The organism is Wolbachia endosymbiont of Glossina morsitans morsitans (genome assembly GCF_000689175.1).
Taxonomy (GTDB): domain Bacteria; phylum Pseudomonadota; class Alphaproteobacteria; order Rickettsiales; family Anaplasmataceae; genus Wolbachia; species Wolbachia pipientis.
In genome coordinates this window covers 1-3,451 of the sequence record NZ_AWUH01000042.1, presented here as the reverse complement: position 1 = coordinate 3,451, position 3,451 = coordinate 1, and the positions used below count along the sequence as shown (strand labels likewise).

Sequence of the window (3,451 nt, the reverse complement as noted above, 5' to 3'; positions counted from 1 at the left end):
ATTACATAACCTTTTGGAGTGTCGATACTAAGGGACCGAAATATATGCTTTGACATCACTTTATTCATAGCAACAGCAGAAGCCATAACTCCTGAGTGTGTATATTTTATACCTAAAATCTCCAATAAACCTTGAATGCAGCCGTCTTCACCATAAGGTCCAGCAGAGCATGCAGACCATGCAGAGCGATAAAAGCAAGGCCCGAATTAATTCTTCTAAGCTTTTCAGCAATGTTGCTGTCAACATCTATTTCTATTGCATTATATGAAAGGCTATCGAGCGCCGTCTTTACTGCTTTTCCGCTCATAAGCGATATTTCTCTTTCACAAGAAAACTCACCACTTAAAATTGCTATAGTTGGAACCATAAGCATTCTATGTTTTACTATATAGCATATATAATAATTACATTAAGCTTATTAAATACCTACTTTGGCTAACTATACTACTACTACTACTAGACCTTCTTACTTTCTTCAAGCACTTTTTTTATCCACTTCAAATAGCGTGCTCGGCAACGGTAGTGGCGCGTTTGCTGCACCTTTATACTGTTCACAGATAAGCTTTTCTAAATCCTCAGCAGATTGTTCTTTTGCTTCTTCTTTTTTCACTACTCCACTAGTTACTAAATCAATTAAGGCTGTAGTGTGTATTATCATTCGATTATTTAGCTCAAATATCTTTTTTGCATCAAGTGAGGGGTTTCTAATTAAGGCAGATAGTGCATGCACATATTTGTCTATATCAGAGAGACTTTTGTTTGTATCATAGCTGCTAACTAATATATATTCCGTCAAACGCTCAATTTCTTCTGGAGTAAACTTGTAAACTTCATCAAGTTTCCTTATTAAAGACATAGTAAGTATTCTACTTAAAACTCTTAATTCTCTAATAAATTGTACTCTTTCTCCTTCAGGATAAGACATTTCTTCTTTTTTATATTTCTTAAATAATTCTTGATCATAAGACTTTCTGAGATCTGACATCATTGCCAATGCTAACTCTTTTGAACCTAGCTTAAAAACTTCGTTGAAGCTGCTTGCGTTGGCATCTTGTGCACCGCCTGCAGTAATTCCACAACTCCAAGAAATCTTTTCAAACAAGCTATGATACTCTTTTATCATCTCTTCCAGCAATATTTTAATATCATCTTCGGTTAACTCTACTGTTGATAATAGATCACATGCTTTTTCAAGATCACCGTTCGCTTGAAAAAGTAACCCTTCAATCTTTTTAATGGTTTCTCTCTTATTTATACTCATAACTCACCCCCAAGATTTAATGCTAACAGCTAGTTTTATAATCAAATATTTCAAAAGTCAATAAGCCTTTTTCCTTAATCCTTAAATTAATCGATACTAATTTATCAGCATAACAACTTAGATAACGCAACTATTTTCAGCAACCAAAAACAACAACCCTGAAATACAAAAAGTTTCTTTTCCTTCAGTAGCATTATTCTAAATTTTCATCAAAATAAGCTGTTTTATCCTTTTTTTCCTTATACTCTTCTGCGGTATAGAGAGGTTGCTTCTTAGCTGTGATATTTGGCCATTTTTGTGAGTATTCTACGTTTATGTTGTAAAATGATTTGAAGATTTTTTGTTCACTGTTCAGTAACTCTTCATCTAGTTCTAAAATATCTTTTATGGAATCATCAGTTACAATTGCATCCACTGGACACTCAGGCATGCACACTCCGCAATCAATACATTCATCTGGGTTAATCACGAGCATGTTTTTACCTTCATAGAAGCAGTCAACGGGACATACTTCCACACAGTCCGTATATTTACATTTTATGCATTTATCTGTAACAAAATGCGTCATAAAACACTGTATATTTGCATTATCTTGGGTACACTAAATTGATAAGAAATTCAAGCCTTTTATGAAGATAAATAAATTGAACAACAAAGAATTAGAAGTATGGTTAAGCTTGGCTAGAACTATAGGAGCAACAAAGTTTTTTAGTATACTAAGAACACATGGATCGCTAGATGAGGTGTTGAAATATCTCAATAGGGTGGCTAATAATAAGGTGTATGGCATTCAAGATGCACGAGAAGAAATCAATAATGCAGAAAGAATTGGAGCTAAAATTATACCCGCATGTGACCCAGATTACCCTGATCTTTTAAGAAATATCTCTAGTTGTCCTCCTGTAATAACTGCGCTTGGTGATATATCATTATTAAGCCGTGAGATAATTGCAATAATCGGTGGGCGTAACTCTTCAATGAATGGAAGAAATTTTGCCAATAAGTTGGCACTTGATTTAAGCGAAGCTGGTTTTGTTATCGTTTCTGGACTTGCAAAAGGAATCGATACTGCAGCAAACAGTGTAATATACAAAAATCATCCCACTATTGCTGTTACAGCAAGCGGAATTGATGTGGTGTATCCAAAAGAGAATTTTGATCTATACAAAAAAATCACTGGGAACGGTGGGTTAGTAATTACTGAGCTTCCATTTGCTACTAAACCAAAGCCTCAATATTTTCCTCAAAGGAATCGAATTATATCTGGCCTATCGCTAGGTGTTGTAGTGATTGAAGCATCGAAACGTTCTGGCTCTCTAATAACAGCAGATTTTGCTTTAAATCAAGGGAGAGAGGTGTTTGCAGTTTCTGGTTTCCCTTTAGATTCACGCTGTAGGGGTAGTAATTATTTAATTAACAACGGTGCTAAGCTTATCGAATCCGCTGATGACATAATAGAGAGTATTAGGTTTAGTCTACCTCCGCAGCAAAAAAAACTATTTGATGTTGAGCACTATGCTGTTAACCAAAAACAAGGAAAATTGCAACAGGCAAAATCTGTTATAGTTGATCATATTAACTCTGTACCTGTTGATATAGATGAATTTATATTAGCAAGCGGACTTTCTACCAACATCGCTCTAATGGCTCTTTTAGAACTAGAGTTGGAAAACAGAATAGAGCGTTCCCCGGGGAATAAAATATCGTTAATTTTCTAGATTACTTTAGCTACAGCTAGGTCGTTTTACTAGATGTTCGTACAGATAGCTAAAGTGGCTTAGGTTTACCTACAATTTGAAAAACAACAAATTCGTCATCCCGCTACGTGTTAGCGGGATCTAGAGATACCGTGACGGGACTCCGCCAACAATATTGTAATAAACCTGAAACTTGAGAAGACTATTTCCCGAAAGCTTCTACAAAAAGAACGTAGAGTTGAATTTATTTATAGAGCTAATGATCAAATAACCATATGTCTCGATGGATAATATATTTTAGAGCTCATGGGCAACAAGAAATTAATAGCTCGTATTAGTTGTAGTTATGAAGTAAATCGATTAGCAGAGTTGTATCTATTAGATGCATATGAAAAATTAGTGTTAAGTAAACCAATAAAAGCGAGCAAAAAGGAAGAAAACTCTGAATATAAGAAAGTAGATTTGAGGACGGTAAAATGGTAACAGTTAGTTT

At 34.8% G+C, this 3,451-nt stretch carries 4 protein-coding genes and 1 pseudogene; 2 read left to right on the top strand and 3 right to left on the bottom strand.

The window, feature by feature from the left end:
* The 3 genes and pseudogenes from WGMM_RS01120 to WGMM_RS01110 all read right to left on the bottom strand — a co-directional run.
* Positions 1-373, bottom strand: a pseudogene (locus tag WGMM_RS01120) (D-alanine--D-alanine ligase); the annotation flags it as partial.
* Positions 374-475: 102 nt separating this feature from the next.
* Positions 476-1,261 (bottom strand): hypothetical protein, encoded by a 786-nt coding sequence (locus WGMM_RS01115; protein WP_038248768.1) that lies wholly within the window; start codon positions 1,259-1,261, stop codon positions 476-478.
* Positions 1,262-1,454: 193 nt separating this feature from the next.
* The gene (locus WGMM_RS01110; RefSeq protein WP_038248765.1) at positions 1,455-1,829 is read right to left on the bottom strand and encodes a ferredoxin family protein; all 375 of its coding nucleotides are present in this window, start codon (positions 1,827-1,829) and stop codon (positions 1,455-1,457) included.
* A 61-nt stretch (positions 1,830-1,890) separates the two neighbouring features.
* On the opposite strand from WGMM_RS01110, the gene dprA reads away from it, so the two are divergent.
* Both dprA and WGMM_RS06430 read left to right on the top strand, forming a co-directional pair.
* Complete coding sequence (gene dprA / locus WGMM_RS01105; protein ID WP_038248762.1) at positions 1,891-2,979, top strand: DNA-processing protein DprA; 1,089 nt, start codon at positions 1,891-1,893, stop codon at positions 2,977-2,979.
* Between the two features lie 285 nt (positions 2,980-3,264).
* A complete protein-coding gene (locus tag WGMM_RS06430) occupies positions 3,265-3,441 on the top strand; it encodes a hypothetical protein (RefSeq protein WP_240991819.1) in 177 nt (58 codons plus the stop codon).
* Positions 3,442-3,451: the final 10 nt, after the last annotated feature.